The organism is Acinetobacter sp. NIPH 542, assembly GCF_000369825.1.
Classification (GTDB): domain Bacteria; phylum Pseudomonadota; class Gammaproteobacteria; order Pseudomonadales; family Moraxellaceae; genus Acinetobacter; species Acinetobacter oleivorans.
This window is the reverse complement of record NZ_KB850206.1, coordinates 1322567-1341000: the sequence shown is the minus strand read 5'-3', so window position 1 is coordinate 1341000 and position 18434 is coordinate 1322567. Positions and strand designations below refer to the sequence as shown.

The following is an 18434-nucleotide window of genomic DNA, read 5'->3' as shown; positions in this document are numbered from 1 at the left end:
TTTAAGAAGTCCCCGTCATAAAAAGGGGCTGTTCAATATTATTAATTCAATAATTACACAATGTCAATGACACAGTGTAATTATACTTATTTTGTTATTGAGCATTTCTAAATAATTATTTAAATATTTGAAAAGTTTGATTTTAAAAATATATAATTCTGATTGTGTTATTAAGTATAAAAATCTTCTTATTTATTTTTTTCCAAGAATTTGTTCCACAATAGTGCATTAATGCTTGTCGAATAATTTATTAATACCTACAATGACATCGTGTCAATGAGAAATTGGATAGTATGACAACTACAAGACGTAGACCCAAACACGACCCTAAAGTTTCTGAAAATGAAATATTAAATGCTGCTGAACAGTTTTTAAGTGAACATCCTTTTCGTGAACTCAATGTAGATGAGGTCATGCGCCGAACGGGCTTAAAACGTCCAGCATTTTATGTACATTTCCGAGATAAGCATGACTTGGCCTTACGCCTTGTTGAAAATATTGGGAAAGAATTATTTACTATTGCAGATAGGTGGCTGCAAGGTGATAGTCCTCAAGAAGATTTGCGCCGTACTTTAGTTGGTTTGGTAGAAGTTTACATGCAGCATGGGCGTGTACTACGAGCTTTCGGAGAAGCAGCAGGAGGCGATGAACGTGTGGACAATGCATATCGGAGTTTAGTGCAAGACTTTATTAACGCTGCTGCTCAACATATTAAAGAAGAACAAGAAGCTGGTAGAATTAAGAAAAATTTAGATGTAGAAGAAACAGCAAAAGCACTTATCTGGCTTGAAGAAAGATATCTTTCTGAAGTTTTCGGACGTCCATCAGAAGTTGATCCAAAGGTAGCGATAAGGGTACTTCAAAACATTTGGTTATCGACACTTTATGGTGCTAATTAAAAAAATATTAACTATAAATTTATGAATGTTCAAAAGGAATTGTTCATTCATTTCTATAATTAAAAAATATATGTGTTTAATATTTAATAAAATTTTTTTAATTATTTTTTCAATCTCATTTTCCTTTTTTCTAAACATTCTTATCAGAAGCTAAATTTTTATTTTTAATTACACGGTGTCATTGACACTGTGTAATTGTTGGAGCAATATATATTCAGCTCTACGATTTCGTACGCATTGCGATAAAGCACTCAACATTTTTTCAGGGAAGAAATTATGTCTTGAGTTTGCGATAAGCCTTTTTTTTGAAAAAAAATGAATAGGCGAAAGTATGGGTACGTGGACTGAGCAATATCAAATATCAAAGGAAGGAGCATTAGATGAATAATATTCCACATGCAAATAAGTCATTCTGGTTAGCCCACTCAGGCGAATACATTCCTTCACCACCTCTTAAAGGTAGCATCGATGTAGATGTGGTGATTATTGGAGGAGGGTTTACTGGATTATCTACCGCTTATCACATAAAAAAAGCCGACTCTGCTGCATCAGTGGCTGTTCTTGAAGGCGAATGTGTGGCATTTGGTGCCTCAGGCCGTACTTCTGGTTGGGTTGTGCCAGTTCCAGTACTTGACCCTACCACTGCAAAAGTACTTTATGGAAAAGAAAGATTAACTGAGCTTCAAAATTTCGCATGGAATGGTCTGGACTATGTGCAGGACCTCATCAAACGCGAAAATATGGATAGCGATTTTGAAATGCCCGGTGTGACATTTACGACACTTCGCGGCCATGAAAAAAGATTAGAGCAATTTACTCAATACTGGCACGATCAACCTCGCTCAAAAGACAGTGTGTATATGGATCGAGCTACAGTCAGCCAAGCGCTAAATAGTGATGCATTTTCTGGTGGTTGCCGCATGCCACATTCTGGACAAGTCAACCCTGTAAAGCATTCTCGAGAACTCAAGCGAATAGCTGAAGCTGCGGGCGCACAAATTTTTGAGCAAACACCAGTACTGGATATAGAAGATAAGGAAAAGTTCTTTATTCTCAAAACCCCAGAAGGTGAGGTTAGAGCCAAACATATTGTATTGGGAACAAATGGTTTTACCCATTTACTACAACCAGAATTGGGGCTTAAACGCGCACAACTTCCAATGTTTGTGTATCAGTTAATTACTGAACCTTTAACTGATGAAGATTGGAAAGCGCTTGGTTGGAAACATCGTGGTCAGTTTTATGACAAAACAACTTATTGTCCTCCAACCTGTAGAACGACTGTAGATGGAAGATTGCAATTTAACCTATGTGATATCTACGTGGGTGAAGGGCGCTCTATGGACGAAGCTCAGAAAGTGCAGTTTTATGATGCCGCTGAGCGAATGTATAAAAAGGTATTTCCTGCATTTCAGAAATTAAAAATTGCTCAACGTTGGAGTGGCGCTTGTTCTATTCCTTTTGACGTAAGGTCTCAAGTGGGCACACTTCATAATGGTCGTATTTCTTATGCCTATGGATACAGTGGTGCGGGCGTAATGATGTCACAAAATTATGGCCGAATTTTAGCTGATCTTGCATTGCAACGTAAAACGGAGCTTACCGAGCATTGGTTTGTTGCCAATGGAGAAAAAGGACACGCCAAATTTAAACGTTTCCCATTAATTCCGGGTCTCATCGCTGCGCTACGTACTTATTTCGAATACGAACGAGTATCAGCACTTTCTAGGAGAAGACGCCTTGGACTCGATTAAACAATATGATGATGGACACGTATTTACAGCGTGGGTTGCATTAATCGGTACGGTAATGGCTGCCACTTGCTTGCTTTGCTTTCTTGCGGTTACAGGTTTTGATTTGCATCAAATATTTAAACCTGAATTTGCATTAACTTTGTCGGCAAAAGACCAAGCACTTTTCAGAACTTCAATGATTTCTGATTGTTTTGGGTTTTATCTTCCTTTTTTGGCTGTGGGCGTATATCTGTGGAGAAAGTTGCGCTCTTCGGGAGGGTTGTTGTCCGATATCGCTATTTTATTCCTTGTCATTTCAACCATGTTAGGTATAGCAGGGGCTGTTTTACAGGCCTCTGTATTAGGACCACTTGCTGAAACATATATGTCTGGAAATGAAATGGCTAAACAGGCAGCGGGCACTGTGTGGGCCACCATTTCTCAAGGCTCACAAAATGGCTTATGGCCAATGGAAGGACCGACAATCGGTTTCTGGGCAATAGTTAATGGACTACTTCTGAGAAAAAACAAATCTGCATTAGGTTTCCCATTGGTTTTGGTTGGGTTGGGATATGTTGGATTTGCTACACTTCTTTTCTCAGGCTTTCCTAAAGTAGCCTTATTTCTTGAACTGTTTTTATTACCAGTGCAGGTCGTATGGCTAAGTCTTTTCGGTTTGGGTTTATTACGAAAATAGATGTAAAGAATTTTAGAGCCATGTTGTGAAATATGGCTCTAAAAATAAAAAACTATCCTAAGGATTTTGGGAAATAACAACGAAAAAGGATATAGGTATGAATGGAATGCCAACTAATAGGACAAATCCGATTTTAATAGGAATGCTTGGCGTATTTGTGAGTAACATTAGTCACGCTTCAGCCTTGGAACAATCAGGCCAATCTATCTTGCCATTTCTAGAAAACGGTAATTATGCAGAAGCGAATTTATTTGCAGTCGATTCATCTGTTTCTGGCATAGTCAACGATAGAGCCGATCTTGTACGAGATTACCAAAGTCGTGATACAGGCGATATTGCAGAAAGTACGCAGTTCTATACAGCTGCTCTAAAGTTACAACTTACAGATCGTTTAAGTTTTGGTGTGCTATACGATCAGCCCTTTAGTGCTGACATTAAATATCCGGCACGTTCTAATAATAGTTATTTTGATAATGACGTTAGCCATCAAGGTACATTCGTAAAAGCCGATACTCAAAATTTAAGTATGATTGTGGGTTATTCACCAGTTGAGCATTTTCAGATTTACGGTGGACCAGTTTATCAAACCGTAAAAGCAAACCTAGGTCTTCGGGGCAATGCCTATACTCAGGCTTTTAATGGCTATAATGCTAAGTTTCAGCAAGAAGGCGAAGTCGGCTGGTTGTTAGGAGGAAGTTATCAATTACCCGATCTTGCATTAAAAGCAGCGATAACCTATCGGTCTAAAATCAAATATAAATTTCAAGTAGATGAAGATATTTATGGTGAACCACTAAAACTCGTTGAAAATGAGAAAACCAAATTAGAGACTCCAGCATCATTAAATATTGATTTTCAGACAGGCATTTCTGAACAATCACTTATTTATATGAATTTAAGATGGGTGAATTGGAAAGAGTTTGAAACACGCCCTCCGCAATATGGCGCTCTATCTGAAATTATTATGAAAGAGGCAACTGGTGGAGCTTATACCCAAGGCTTTAAGCTCGATTCTTATCAGAACGATCAATATAGTGCGACTGTCGGTCTCGCACATCAATTTACAGAAAAATGGGCTGCTTCAACAGATGTAAGTTGGGATTCAGGTACGGGTGATCCTGCGTCAACAATGGGACCAATCAAAGGTTCATGGTCGCTTGGTTTAGGTGTCCAATTTAACCCCGCTAAAAACTACTTTATAGCTGGTGGCATAAAGTATTATTGGTTAGGTGATACAAAAACCGAAGATGGAACTTATTACTTGCCAATAGAAGGAATTAAACCATTCGCAGAACAGGCAGATTTTAAAGACAATCATGCAATCGCCTATGGTCTAAAATTTGGATATCGGTTTTAAATTTAAATGGAGTAGTTGATTTTAATTACTCCATTTATTCCTTGATACATGCCGCTCTGCTTCAAGCAAAATCTGATTCATTGTTGTGCCAAGCTAGTCGATCAAATCTTTACAGCTCTAGATATTTTTTCAAATAGTGACCTGTGAATGATTTTTCTGCTGAGAGCAAACTAGTAACAGTTCCAGAAAACACCAATTCACCACCTTTGTCACCAGCTAATGGACCGATATCAATAATCCAATCTGCTTGGCTAATAATGTCTAGATTATGTTCAATAACGATGATCGTATTGCCTTTTTCAACCAAGCTATTTAATAAACTAATCAATTTTTCAGTATCAGAAGGGTGTAAGCCTGTACTCGGCTCATCTAATACAAAAATATTATCTGTTTCATTGAGCTCTTTTGAGAGTTTTAATCTTTGGCGCTCGCCACCAGAGAAAGTATTTAAGCGCTGGCCAATTGCAATATAGTCTAACCCTAAGCTTACCAATGAATTAAATTGCTGCTGTAAATTACGTTCTTCAAAAAAGTGACTGGCTTCAGTAACAGTCATTTTCAAGATTTCAGCAATGTTTTTATCTTTATATTGATACTTTAACACCTCTGGGGCGTATCCTGAGCCGTGACAAAGGTCGCATGTCATTTCAACATCATCTAAAAATGCGAGTTCAATTTTCTCGATACCTGATCCTTTACATTGAGGACAAGCACCTTCGCTGTTAAAACTAAAGAGCTTAGCACTCACTTTATTTGCTTTTGCAAATAGTTGGCGAATCGGATCAAGAAGGTCTAGATAGGTCAGTAAATTTGACCGAATGCTTGCAGTAATTGCAGATTGATCAATCACTTTTGTTTCAGGATATTGTTGTGGTAAGACTTTACTGATTAACGTACTTTTTCCAGAACCCGCAACACCTGTAATAACGCTTAGACAATTTTTGGGAATATCAACATCAATATTTTTTAGATTGAATAAATGAGCATTTTTAATCGAAATCCATTCACAACGAATGCGGGGCGTTTTTTTATAGGTATTTGGTCTTTTAAAAAACTGGCCTGTTAAACCTGATGAGTTCTTTAATTCTTCGAAAGTTCCTTGGTAAATGATTTGACCACCATTGACACCAGAAAGAGGACCCATATCAATGACATGGTCCGCTGTTCTAATAAGATCAGGGTCATGTTCAACCAGTAAAACACTATTTCCTTTATCTCTAATCTTTTGAATGATTTTAATAATATTATCTAAATCTTTTGGATGCAGCCCAATACTTGGCTCATCAAAAATGTAGAGCAGATCAACTAGACTATTACCCAAATGTTTAACCATTTTGATTCGTTGTGATTCACCGCCCGATAATGTATTGCTCACACGATTAAGGTTTAAATAACTGAGACCAACTAAGTTTAAGTTACTCAGTTTATTAATGAGTTCATGTAAAACGGTTTCAAATTTCTCACTTTTTATGGACTCTATAAACTCTAAAAGCATTGATACAGATAGAGCTGTACATTCCGCAATATTTTTACCGTTAATCTTACAAGATAAAGATTTTTGATTAAGCCGTTGGCCTTTACATAAAGAACATTCTTTGGTTGTAATAATCTGCTCAAGTTTATTCCCATAACGATTTCTTTCCCGCGTTTCTCCTTTTAGAAAGTTACGCTCAAATCTGGTCACCAATCCTTCGTAAAGTGCAGTTTTTCTCCATTTACTTGTTGGATTCAACGGCTTGTGCTGAGGGGCATACAACAACAAGTCCCATTCTTTTTCACTATAATCTTTTAATTTTTTATCTAAATCGAAATAACCTGAATCTGCATATCGAGTCCAACGCCATGCAGTAGGTTGATAGGTAGGAAAATTGATAGCGCCTTCTTCATTTAAAGATTTATCTAAATCTAATATTTTATAAATATCAATTGTTTGTTCTAAACCAATACCTTCGCATTTTGGACACATGCCATTGGGATGATTAAAAGAAAAAACATTCGAATATCCAACAAATGGTTCACCCATACGTGAAAATAGTAAGCGAAGATTGGCGTAAATATCTGTAATTGTTGAAACGGTTGAGCGGATGTTACCCGTTAAACGCTTTTGATTAATAATGACAGGTACATTTAGATTCTCAATTTTATCAACGTCTGCCACGCCAAAATGCTGTAAACGATTGCGGACAAAACTATCTTGAGTTTCATTAATTTGTCTTTGTGCTTCTGCGCCAATGGTTTCAAAAACTAAAGACGATTTACCTGAGCCAGAGACTCCAGTAAAGACAACAATTTCATGTTTTGGGATTTTTAATGAAATATTTTTAAGGTTATTTTGTCTGGCTCCATAAATATTTATTGTTCTTTTAGTCATGTGTGATCACTTGAACTTAGGGATTTATAGTAAAAGTAAAATAAAATTTATGAAAAGCGTGTAGATGTTTCTTAAATGAATTGTTTAAATATTCAACTTATAGGGCTTAATTGTTAGGAAGCTATGAATACATATTTTCCTACTAAAGAAGAGTGGTGGCAGTCCACCACTAATTAAAATACTGAAGCTAGAGTTTTGATCGCTACGATTTCTGTTTGGCTTTTTGGCGTAAGACATACAAATATAAGTTTTCTACTTTTTCACGTGCCCATGGTGTGGTACGTAAGAATCGTAATGATGATTTAACACTTGGATCTATACAAAAACATCTAATTTCAATTTTACGACTTAAGCCTTCAAATCCACCGTAGTAATCCAATAATTCATCCAAAATGTCAGCAAGTTTTTTGCCGTGTAAAGGGTCATTGGAGGCGTTCATAATAGATCAACAATATTTTGGGAGTCCATTATTATAACCTGAGCTAGTTGGAAAATGAGAGGGTTGGAATTTAAACGTAATGAGCGGGAGAGATTGCTTGAGTATTTTTTGATGCATTGATGTGAGTATTTGAAATACTGTATGTATTGTGGTGATAGAAATCTAAAGAATAGCTGTACACATAAATTATATAAGTTTTTTAAAAGCATGTATAGCTTTTTTAGATATTTTTTAATTAAATTTCAATAGGATATGCTGTTGTTGAAATGTTAAACAAGAGCTTGGGCAGGCCAAGAATTTTTCTAGTTTTAGTTCCAAATGCCATTTTCGAGATATAAATGTTTAAAAGGCGATTTCGAAAAAGAAATCTATATAGCAGCCAGTAGTAGCCACAAAATAAAGCTCGTAAAGGTGGTGTGCAGTTCACTAGGGTAAATAAAAAGTGTAATGACATTTTATACAAAGCTGCCTAGAGAATTATTCTGGCTAAGATTAGAAATAGGGTTCAACCAATTTAAGTTGTTAAGAGTGCCACGGCTTAGTAAGTTGCTTGGGCAACAGATGTAATTAAAGAAGCTTTTAATAATTCAGTGTAGTGAAGTATAAACGGCGTGGCATCAACGTAGAGTAGCCAGAGCCTTATATATGGTAGGTTTCCAAATCTTCTATTTAACATAATATACATTATACGAACAATTGCATAATTCATTATTAAGTCCTTGATTCTGTTGCTGTACGTTTAGCTATACTTGTTGCCTCTACAAAGAATCATTAATTATTTTAGATGCGTATTATGCAATTTATAAAAAAGACCTTTGTTAAGGTCTTTTTGCACAGCTAAATTAATTTCATAATTTTATTTTGAAGAATTCCAATAATTGACGTAATTCAACTGTTGAATCCCTCGTTCTACAAACTCAGCATTTTGCCATTGTTTTACATCAACATCGCGTTTTATCAGTTTGGCCTTTAATGCAGTCTGTACACCTTCTTGTAGATGCCCTAGATAATATTCATCCAAAAGTGGTGAAAAAACTGTTTTTAAGGCTTTGTCTTGTAGACTTAATGCATAGAGTTCTGTTGGTAAGCCTGCATTTTTAGTGACAAGTTGAATGGCATTATCGCGATTTTCAGGCTGTGAAACCCAATGTGCTGATTGTAAAACTGTATTGACCAATGTTTGGACAATTTCAGGATGTTGCTTAATAAACTCACTACGACCCACCAAACCTGATTGAATTGTTCCAGCACCATCTTGTCTCTGCCCAGTATTCAGTGGAACCTCTACAATTTTCTGCTGTTTAAGCGCTAGAATTGGCATTAAACCCCAGCTGGCATCAATTTGCTTAGCTGCAAGTGCTGCATTGGCCGCAGCAGGATCCAAATTAATAATGCGGAAATCTTTTTCAGTAAAGCCATATCGCTCGATATATTGATCAAACGATAATTGCATAGCAGTTCCTTGAAAAATTGCTATTCGTTTACCTCTTAGCTGTTCGAGACTGGTATATCCTTTATTTGGCAAAACACCCAAATAAGCATCTATGTGCCGTCCAGTTGCTACCAGTAACGTGGTATCGATTTGATTCGATTTGCCAATAATGGCTGCTAAGTCACCTAAAAAAGCAAAATCTAATTGCTTATTGGCTAAGGCTTCATTAATTACAGGCCCTGCACCTTTAAAAAATTGCCATTCAACCTGAATGTTTTTCTTTGCTAATTCTTTTTCAAGTAACTGATTTAAATATATATAATCAACCAATGGTGTGCCGCTACTGTGTCTTTCACTACTGCTTAGATCAGGTACAGCAATTCGAATTTTTACAATGTTTTCAGTCTGATTTGTTGTTTTTGATGGTGCTGATGAAGATGGTTTAAAAATAAATAATAGCAAAGCAATAAAAATAAGTGCAGGAATAATCCAGATAAATCGATTACGTTTTGATAGTGTGGCCATATCGTTTTTCTCAACAACATATATAACGTCACTGCTTAACAACAGTGACGTTTTGCATGTTTAAAATAGTCTTTAGTTGGCATTTAAAACGGCGTGAAGCTTGGCTTTTTCGAGTTGTTCTGCTAATAAATCTTTGGGCAATGTGGTTTTACCTTTTAAGCCATGCACACCAGTCGTTACTTCACCTGCAAGCGTAATTCGGCGTACAACGCGATGTTGATCGCCATAATCGTTAACTGCATAGTGCTGTGTAGAGCGATTATCCCAAATCACCACATCTCCTTCCTGCCATTGCCAACGCACTGTATTTTCTGGTCGTGTTACTTTTTCTTGTAAAATATTAAATAAAAGCTGTGAATCACTTTGACTGAATCCCACAAGTCTTTTGAAAAAATGCCCAAGTAAGAGACTTTTCTTGCCCGTTTCTGGATGTAATACGACTACTGGATGCTCTGTCTCATACTTGGTAGATACAAAAATTTTCTTCAGTCTTTCGAGTTGTTCTGGCTCGACATTTTGTTTTGGTCCACCATAATCATATTCATTAGAGTGTACAGCTACCAACTGCTCAGCAAATTGCTGTAAAAGCTCAGGAAGATCTTCATAAGCAGTTTCCGTATTTGCCCAAGTTGTATCGCCACCTGTTTCAGGGATGATTAAACTTCTCAAGATACTAATTTTAGGATAGGCATCCACAAAAGTTACATCAGTATGCCAAGAATTGGCTCGTGCACCTTTTTGTGAGTCAAGTTCAAAAATAAAGTCTGTACCATCCACCGCAGGTACTGTTGGGTGTTTAACGGGTGAACCAAACAATTCTGCAAATTTCTCTTGTTCTGTGTCCCCCAAATGTTGCTGGCCACGAAAGAAGAGTACTTTATGCTCTAGTAGCGCATCGTGTATAAACTGAACTGTAGATAAATCAAGCTCAGAGCTTAAATGAATGCCTGATATTTCAGCTCCAATTCGACCAGTTAATTTTTTAACTTGTAGTTGTTGTGCTGGTTTCTGAATAAATGTAGTCATGTTAATTTCCTGTCATAATATATGACTGAATTTTTATCAGAAACGGCGGCTTATTCTGTTATTTCAGAGACAATCCATCACGTAAAAAATTATTTTGATATTTAAATAATTAATAACACGCACATATGAAAATTAAATATGAAATTATATTTTTTTGAAATTTGAATAAATTTTAACTCTGATAAGCTGTTTAAAATCTTAGTTTATATCTCTGATTTATCATGAAAGCATCATCAATTATCGAGTTTAGGAATCCTATCTCAAAATATCAGAATGATTTTGACGGCGGACAATCTTCTGATCATCAAATTATAACCAATGAATTTATTCATAAAAGTATTCGTATTTTAGAAAACTATCAGGTTATTCAATCTTTATCTAATACAGAGAAATCTACGCTTATTCAGCATTTAAAAATAAGAAAGTATTATCATAATCAAACGATATACAATCAAAATGATCCGTGCACTGATATCAATATTTTGCTTGAAGGTGCACTTAAACTTGGCTGGAGCACATCGCAAGGTAAATATCACACCGATATTTTTGTGCCCTCAGGTACATTGATCAATATTGTTCCGATTGTAACGGGTCAACCTCTACTTCACGACCATATTGCACAAGGTAGAACGGTAATTGCCAATCTTCCTGGGCAATTGTTTATGGATGTCATCAGAAATAACGCAGATGCTTTGTTTATGGTGTTGAAATTAATCTGTGTAAGAACACAACTAAATCGTGAACAAAACTTCATTTATTCAACTGAAACATTGCAAACTCGTCTCGCTAAAAAACTAGTTTTTCTAGTGGATTATCATTCCTATCAGGACAAAGATAAAATTTTACTGAATCTCAAATTGAGTCAGGAAAATCTAGCAGAACTTTTGCAGACTTCAAGACAAAGTATTAATAAAGAACTAGCAGCACTTTCAAACCAAAACATCATTGAGGTTAAATATAACCAAATCTTTATTTTGGACTTTGAAAAGCTAAGCGATATTGCACAGACTCATCAGTTCAACAGTACCACTAAGTTTCTTTGATATATCTGCTTTTGTCATAATGATATGATTTTATTAGGAGATAACTGTCAGAATAGAAACAGAATAAAAATTTGTCATATTTACACTAAGCATTTTAGTCGCTTTGTTGGATAAAACATGACAGATGTAAATATCAATAATCAACCTAATATTTTATTGATTGTGGCAGATGATTTAGGCTTTTCAGATTTAGGTGCTTTTGGCGGAGAAATCAATACACCTCATTTGAATGAATTAGCATTAAACGGATTAAGACTTACTAATTTTCATACGGCATCAACCTGCTCCCCTACTCGTGCGATGTTACTTTCAGGTACTGACCATCATTTAGCTGGTTTAGGAACCATGGCAGAGGCCCTCACCCCAGAACTTGAAGGTAAAGAAGGCTACGAAGGTGTGTTAAATAACAAGGTTGCCGCATTACCAGAATTATTAAAAGATGCGGGTTACTACACCATTATGTCTGGGAAATGGCACTTAGGTCTAAAACCAGAATATTTTCCAATTAAAAAAGGGTTTGAACGTTCTTTTGCACTATTACCGGGTGCAGCCAATCATTATCTATTTGAAGCGGATATTCCAGAAGACCAAATTCCACGCTTACTTAAGTCAACAAAAGGACTCTATGCAGAAGATGATGAATTTTCGGAAGAACTACCTCAAGGGTTTTATTCATCAGATTATTTTACCACTCGCCTTCTAGACTTCTTACAAGATGATGAAGCACGCCAAGGACGTCCTTTTTTTGCATACTTACCTTTCTCTGCACCTCACTGGCCACTTCAGGCACCTCAGGAAGATATCGATCGATATAAAGGACGATATGTGGATGGCCCCGTTAAATTGCGTGAACAGCGCCTTGAGAAACTCAAGCAACTTCAATTGGTAGATGCGGAAACAACGATTCACCCTGTCCTCGCTAGAACTCCATTCTGGGAAAATCTTACTCAAGAGCAACGTGATAAGTCTTCAAGAATTATGGAAGTCTATGCGGCTATGGTAGATCGTATGGATCAAAACATTGGACGTGTGGTGGAATACCTCAAAGATCGAGGGGAATTAGACAATACCATTGTTATTTTTCTATCAGACAATGGTGCAGAAGGTGCTCAACTTGAAGCTCTGCCCGTCTTTGGCGGTCAACTTAATGAAATTATCGAGCAATATTACGACAACAGTATTGATAATATTGGACGAGCAAACTCATATGTTTGGTACGGAGAACATTGGGCACAAGCAGCCACCGCTCCTGCTCGCCTATATAAAGCACATACTAGCGAAGGTGGAATTAGAACAGTTTCTTTCATTCACTACGCAGGGTTTAAACGCCAAAATCAGATTAGTCACGAGTTTTTGACGGTCATGGATTTACTACCAACCCTACTGGATTATTTAAATATTCAGCATCCTGGTCAGGTGTATAAAGGCCGTCAATTGGTACCACTCCGTGGACGTTCTATCTTGCCATATTTGCAAGTACAACAAGATCACATTCACAGTGAAGATCATGTCACAGGTTGGGAGTTATTTGGTCAAAAGGCTCTGCGCAAAGGAGAATGGAAAGCGCTCTTCATCCCTGCGCCAAATGGTCCAAATCGCTGGCAGCTATATAACCTTAAAGATGATAAAGGCGAAACTCAGGATTTAGCAAAACAATATCCAGAAAAGCTCGATGAATTACTCAAAGAATGGGCAACTTATGTCAAAGAAAATGGTGTGATTGAAAATGTGCAACAACGAAGATTATTACAGAATGATCAGCTAGAACCGTTTGAAGCATAAAAATAACGAAGAGATTAGTATTTAGATTGAACTAAGCCAGCACTTAATGCTGGCTTTTACATTTGCCGCCTGAACAATATTCTAAAAGGCCTATGTTTAAAAAATTACTATTAAATATAAAGATAAGATCATCAAAATATAAACTTAAGTTTGTACTGATAATGACAGTGTTCAATTACATAAAAATTAAAATCATCACAAAGAAAACACAAATGGAGTCATTAATGTCAGTTCAAAAGCACACCTTTCACTTCAAGAGAAAAAGATTAGTTTTAAATAAAATCACGCAAAGTCTGTTTATTTCACTTATAGGGTGTGCAGGATATTCATCTATTGTCTATGCCGAGGACACTTCCGCTACAGCGGTAACGGAAGCCAGTACATCAAATTCACAGTCAAACAGTAAAGCAGATGATGTTATTCAGCTTGCAGATGTTATTGTGACTACACGAAGACGTGAAGAAAAAGCACAAAATGTTCCAACACCAATTAGTATTTTAAGTGCCAAAACACTGGAAACACAGAAACTCAGTAAACTTGAAGATCTACAACAAGCCCTACCCAGCCTTAATGTTGCTTTCTTGAACCCACGTCAATCGAGTGTAGCGGTTCGGGGTTTAGGTAATAACCCAGCCAGTGATGGTTTGGAAGCTAGTGTTGGGGTCTATCTGGACAATGTTTACTTAGGTCGCCCCGGCATGGCTGTATTTGATTTATTAGATATTGCTCAACTCGAATTATTACGCGGGCCACAAGGGACATTATTTGGTAAAAATACCACGGCGGGCTTATTAAACATTAGCTCAAAACAGCCTACCTTCGACCCAGACCATTCTGCTGAAATTTCTTTTGGCTCACGCAATTATTTGCAGGCTAAAGGAACGTTTTCAGATGCTCTATCTGAAAATGTAGCAGGCCGACTCTCATTTTATAAAACGACTCAGGATGGTTTTATTCATAACACCTATAATGATAAAGATTATAACAATACAGACCGCGAAGGCGTGCGCGGTCAAATCCTCTGGAAGCCGCAAGAGAATTTTAATTTACGTTTAATTGCAGATTACAACAAACAAGATGATGATCAAGGCGCGATGGTGGTGTACTACGCTGGGCCAACGTTCAACAGTACCGTATATGGAAATAACTACAATCGTTACTTAGAAAATGCCACACAGTCAGGTGCCAAAAATCTTTACACCAACTGGAAAGACAAACAGATTCATTCAGATGCCCCACAACACATGTCTGTTGAGCAAGGTGGTGGATCGGCAGAAGCCAATTGGTCGCTAGATAGCGGTAAAAAAATTACGTCGATTAGTGCATACCGCTTTTGGAACTTCACCCCTACCAACAGTGATTTTATTAGTTCAAATGCCTTGATTAATGGTGGTGTTTCGGTTCGAGATAAACAGTATTCTCAAGAGCTACGCCTAACATCTGCTGGAAATCAAAAAGTGGATTGGGTGACAGGCTTATATTACTTTCAGCAGCATTTAGACAATACGACTTTCTCTTTATATGGAGATACGGCGGACGCATTCTATCTTTACAACGTACCGAGCGTAAGAACCTTAATAGCAAATGGTCAATCAAATATTTTGAATAATCGAGATTCGTATTCATATGGAACAACTGAGACAAAAAGCTCAGCCGTGTTTGGTCAAAGTACATGGCATGCGACACCAAAGTTAGACATCACCACAGGTGCACGAGTCACCTATGAAGATAAATCTGCCAGTATCTATAGAACCGACCCTATTGGCGGTACCCCAGTTTCAGGTTTAAGTGTGGCAGAGCGTAATTTACTAAATGCCCAGCTTGGCGCATATGACTCGGGTGAACTGAAGCAACATGGTTTAAGTTACTCTGGCTTACTGACTGGCAGCTATCGTTTAAATCCGAGCACACTGGCCTATGCAACGTATTCACACGGCGAGAAATCTGGTGGCTTTAACCTGAGCATTGGTTCTGCACCAGCAGCAGGTGCTAACTCGTTAAAGGTTGATCCTGAAAAAGCAGATAACTATGAAATTGGGTTAAAACAGAATTTTCTTAATAATACTTTACAGCTCAATAGCAATATATTCTGGATTGATGTCTCTGACTATCAAACCACAAGCTATGAACAAGTGGGTAATTCTGTCGTGAGTGTATTGGCAAATGCTGGTAAAGTGCGCAGCCGAGGGGTTGAACTCGATGCAACCTATCAACCTATTCGTCGTCTTACACTCAATTTTAATGGTTCTCTTAACGATACCACCTATACAGAATATAAAAATGCCCCTGCTCCATCCAATATCAGCATTCCAACAGGCGTAAATACACAAGATTTGTCTGGAGAGCGTGTATATGGCGTACCGAAGTGGATTGCAAATTTCAATTTCCGTTATGACTTAGCTGAGCATAATAACTGGCAACCGTATGTTTCAGGAAGTTATGCTTGGCGAGATTGGTCATATGGCTCTTTAGATAATAACCCATACAGTGTTATTAAAGCCTATGGATTAACGAATGCGAGTCTAGGTGCACGACACCGCATTGGTGAAAATGAACTAGATGTTGCGCTATGGGTAAAAAACCTCACCAATGAAACCTATGTAACCAATACATGGAATTCTTCTAATGGTATTGTTCTCGCTAGTTTAGGTCAGCCTCGTACCATTGGTGCAACAGTGAAACTTAGCTTTTAACAAATAAAATGCAAAAAATTTGCAGCATTGGTTCCTTAAAAGCCATGCTGCAAATTTTGTATAGAGTTATGGCGTATTTAGAATAGCGTCAATCTGAGTCAGCTCATCTGCACTAAACACCGTGTTTTGCAATGCTTTTAAGTTTTCGATGATCTGCTCTGGTCGACTAGCACCAATGATTGTTGATGTAATCCGTTCATCTCGTAAAACCCATGATAATGACAATTGAGCTAATGTTTGGTCTCGACGCTTTGCTATTTCATTTAACTGCTGTATTTGCTGTAGCTTCAATGCAACGAGATGTTCTGACTGTAAATAGCGGCTACCGCGTCCGATACGTGAGTCTTCAGGTACTCCATTCAGATATCTTCCAGCCAATAGACCTTGGGCCAGTGGTGAGAACGTAATTACACCAAAACCCTCTTGTTTAGCAGTCTCCGTTAAACCTTGCTCAATCTGACGTTCAAAAAAATTGTAAATCGGTTGATGCAAAGTAAGTGGAACGTGATAAGCCTGAAGCAATTCTATCAACTGTAAAGTCAATTCAGGCGTATATCCCGAAGAAATCCCAACATAGAGTGCTTTACCTTGCTGCACAATATCAGCAAGTGTCTTAGCTGTTTCTTCAAGCGGTGTTTCTGAGTCATAACGGTGTGAATAAAAAATATCGACATAATCAAGCCCTAGTCGCTGTAAGCTTTGATCAAGGCTAGCCATCAGGTATTTTCGGCTGCTACCACCTTGTCCATAAGGTCCAGGCCACATGTCCCAACCCGCCTTTGTCGAAATAATGAGTTCGTCTCGATATGGCTTGAAGTCAGTTTTTAAAAAGTGCCCAATATTTTTCTCTGCACTTCCAAAAGGTGTTCCATAATTATTGGCAAGATCGAAATGATTAATTCCATGATCAAACGCCGTGTAAAGTACCGATTTTTGTTGCTGAATTGGAGTGTCATCGCCAAAGTTATGCCAGCAACCAAGTGACAATGGTGGTAATACCAAACCACTATTTTTAATTTTTCGATATTGGAATGATTGGTATCGTTCTGAATTTGCGAGATACATACTTTGTCCTTTTAATCGGCAGCAGCCAAGAGGCCGAGGTTTTGTCTTAATGTTTGACCTTCGTATTCTTTGCGGAATAAATTGCGCTGTTGAAGGATGGGAATCACCAGATCGACAAAGTCTCTAATTCCGTTTGATATAACGGCAGGCATAATGTTAAATCCATCTGCTGCACCACTAACGAACCATTCTTCAAGCTGGTCGGCGATATATTCTGGCGTTCCAACCAAACAAAAATGCCCACGTCCTGATGCAATACGTTGATAGAGCTGTTTAATGGTTAGACCTTGCTCTTGCCCCAGTGCCTGAATCAATTGCTGGCGACTTTGCTGCCCCGTTTGCGTCTCGGATAAATCTAACGAAGCTAAAGGCTGATTCACATCAACACCGCTTAAATCAAAATTACCCAACATTCTGCCTAAAAGCCCAAGGCCAATGTCATCATCAACGAGTTCATCTAAAAGCTGTTGCTGCTTCTTAGCATCTTCATGCGAATGTGCAACAAGCACATATACACCGGGCATCACTACCAACTCATGCTCTTGACGATCAAAGTCTTCAAGACGTTGCTTTACGTCACTATAAAATTGCTGTGCAGCGGCTAAGTTAGATTGCGCAGTAAAAATGACATCTGCCGTACGAGCTGCCAGATTTTTGCCTCGTTCTGAACTGCCTGCCTGAACCACCACAGGGTGAGACTGTGGGCTTGGGCTAATATTGAGTGGACCTTTTACCTGAAAAATATCACCGCAATGATTGAGCGTGTGTACCTTATCTGGATTAAAGAAAATACCTCTGGCTTTATCATGAATAGCTGCATCTTCATCCCAACTATTCCAAAGTCCTTTTACCACATCGTGAAATTCTTCAGCACGTGCATAGCGGTCTTGATGTTTGACATGTTCCTTTGTACTGAAATTTTTCGCTTCAAGTGCAAAATCAGTGGTGACGAGGTTCCAGCCTGCACGTCCAGCAGAAATCTGGTCTAAAGAGGCAAATTTTCTTGCGAGATGATATGGCTCATTATAGGTTGTCGTGGCTGTCCCAATGAGTCCAATATGACGGGTTTGTGTCGCAATTGCCGAAAGTAATGTGAGGGGTTCAACCTCGCTACCGCGAATTTTGCCTGATGTCGCAGTTGCTGGATCAACAGCTAAACTATCGGCAAAAAAAATGGCATCAAATTTCCCCTCTTCAGCTATTTTTGCTGCACTTAAGTAACGCTCATAGGGGCTTTGGTTTAATTGGCTCGCTGGATGTCTCCAACTGGCCAAATGATGGCCATAACCGTCTAAAAATAAATTAAGGTGAAGCTTTCTTGTAGACGAAGGATTACTCATTTTAATCAGTCCATGAATGGGTGTACACCTCG

The 18434-nt window shown here is 37.9% G+C and carries 13 protein-coding genes; 7 read left to right on the top strand and 6 right to left on the bottom strand.

The features are described from left to right. The first annotated feature begins 293 nt into the window (after nt 1-293). The 4 genes from F886_RS11765 (at nt 294) to F886_RS11750 (ending at nt 4686) form a co-directional block, all read left to right on the top strand. On the top strand, nt 294-899 hold the full coding sequence (locus tag F886_RS11765; protein WP_005040635.1) for a TetR/AcrR family transcriptional regulator: 606 nt from the start codon (nt 294-296) through the stop codon (nt 897-899). Between the two features lie 380 nt (nt 900-1279). Then, complete coding sequence (locus F886_RS11760; protein ID WP_005305377.1) at nt 1280-2653, top strand: NAD(P)/FAD-dependent oxidoreductase; 1374 nt, start codon at nt 1280-1282, stop codon at nt 2651-2653. After that, on the top strand, nt 2640-3329 hold the full coding sequence (locus F886_RS11755) for a hypothetical protein (RefSeq protein WP_005305374.1): 690 nt from the start codon (nt 2640-2642) through the stop codon (nt 3327-3329). Before F886_RS11760 ends, F886_RS11755 begins: the two co-directional genes overlap by 14 nt. 97 nt (nt 3330-3426) lie before the next feature. Then, nucleotides 3427-4686 carry an OmpP1/FadL family transporter gene (locus F886_RS11750; protein ID WP_005305371.1) on the top strand — a complete coding sequence of 420 codons (1260 nt, stop codon included), beginning with the start codon at nt 3427-3429 and terminating at the stop codon, nt 4684-4686. Nucleotides 4687-4795: 109 nt separating this feature from the next. On the opposite strand, the gene F886_RS11745 is transcribed toward F886_RS11750, so the two are convergent. The 4 genes from F886_RS11745 to F886_RS11730 form a co-directional block, all read right to left on the bottom strand. Then, nucleotides 4796-7057 carry an ATP-binding cassette domain-containing protein gene (locus F886_RS11745; protein ID WP_005305368.1) on the bottom strand — a complete coding sequence of 754 codons (2262 nt, stop codon included), beginning with the start codon at nt 7055-7057 and terminating at the stop codon, nt 4796-4798. Nucleotides 7058-7259: 202 nt separating this feature from the next. Further along, entirely contained in the window at nt 7260-7496 is a 237-nt protein-coding gene (locus F886_RS11740; RefSeq protein ID WP_004961824.1) for a VF530 family protein, read from the bottom strand. Nucleotides 7497-8352: 856 nt separating this feature from the next. After that, on the bottom strand, nt 8353-9453 hold the full coding sequence (locus F886_RS11735; protein ID WP_005305362.1) for an ABC transporter substrate-binding protein: 1101 nt from the start codon (nt 9451-9453) through the stop codon (nt 8353-8355). 72 nt (nt 9454-9525) lie between these two features. Further along, nucleotides 9526-10479: a TauD/TfdA dioxygenase family protein gene (locus F886_RS11730; RefSeq protein ID WP_005305359.1), complete on the bottom strand. Its 954-nt coding sequence runs from the start codon at nt 10477-10479 to the stop codon at nt 9526-9528. Between the two features lie 221 nt (nt 10480-10700). On the opposite strand from F886_RS11730, the gene F886_RS11725 reads away from it, so the two are divergent. The 3 genes from F886_RS11725 to F886_RS11715 all read left to right on the top strand — a co-directional run bounded on the left by F886_RS11725 (nt 10701) and on the right by F886_RS11715 (nt 15997). Continuing rightward, on the top strand, nt 10701-11522 hold the full coding sequence (locus tag F886_RS11725; RefSeq protein ID WP_004701544.1) for a Crp/Fnr family transcriptional regulator: 822 nt from the start codon (nt 10701-10703) through the stop codon (nt 11520-11522). 117 nt (nt 11523-11639) lie between these two features. Beyond that, a complete protein-coding gene (locus F886_RS11720) occupies nt 11640-13304 on the top strand; it encodes an arylsulfatase (protein WP_005305356.1) in 1665 nt (554 codons plus the stop codon). A 212-nt stretch (nt 13305-13516) separates the two neighbouring features. Then, nucleotides 13517-15997, top strand: a complete 2481-nt coding sequence (locus F886_RS11715; protein ID WP_081402168.1) for a TonB-dependent receptor — start codon at nt 13517-13519, stop codon at nt 15995-15997. Between the two features lie 66 nt (nt 15998-16063). Here F886_RS11715 and mgrA read toward each other — a convergent pair whose 3' ends face one another. Further along, nucleotides 16064-17062: an L-glyceraldehyde 3-phosphate reductase gene (mgrA, locus tag F886_RS11710; RefSeq protein WP_005305351.1), complete on the bottom strand. Its 999-nt coding sequence runs from the start codon at nt 17060-17062 to the stop codon at nt 16064-16066. 11 nt (nt 17063-17073) lie between these two features. Then, the gene (locus F886_RS11705) at nt 17074-18402 is read right to left on the bottom strand and encodes an LLM class flavin-dependent oxidoreductase (RefSeq protein ID WP_005305348.1); all 1329 of its coding nucleotides are present in this window, start codon (nt 18400-18402) and stop codon (nt 17074-17076) included. Nucleotides 18403-18434 lie beyond the last annotated feature (32 nt).